1 protein-coding gene is annotated in these 289 nt (G+C 69.9%); it reads left to right on the forward strand.

Going from position 1 to position 289, the window contains the following annotated elements:
• A partial coding sequence (locus PZH32_RS13770; RefSeq protein WP_275208829.1) for an ATP-binding cassette domain-containing protein occupies positions 1-289 on the forward strand: 289 nt, incomplete at both ends.

Raw genomic sequence — 289 nt, forward strand, 5'->3', positions numbered from 1 at the left:
GCCTGTCTCGACCCGCTTATGCGCGTGGGCCGTCAGGTGGAGGGCGAGCCGCAGGGCCGTGGGGCTGTCCGACGGGCCGATGCCGCACGACGTCGCGAGCGTCGCCGGCAGCTGTTTGCCCGCTACGGCCTGGACGAGTCCGTGGCACAGCTCTATCCTCACGAACTTTCTGGCGGCATGGCCCGTCGCGTGCTCCTGTGCTGCGCGCTCATGGGTGCGCCGAAGCTCATCGTGGCCGATGATCCTACGCCCGGCCTGGATTTGGACTTGGCCGTGCGCGCCTTGGCCG

The organism is Adlercreutzia equolifaciens (assembly GCF_029076695.1).
In the GTDB taxonomy this organism is placed as follows: domain Bacteria; phylum Actinomycetota; class Coriobacteriia; order Coriobacteriales; family Eggerthellaceae; genus Adlercreutzia; species Adlercreutzia equolifaciens_A.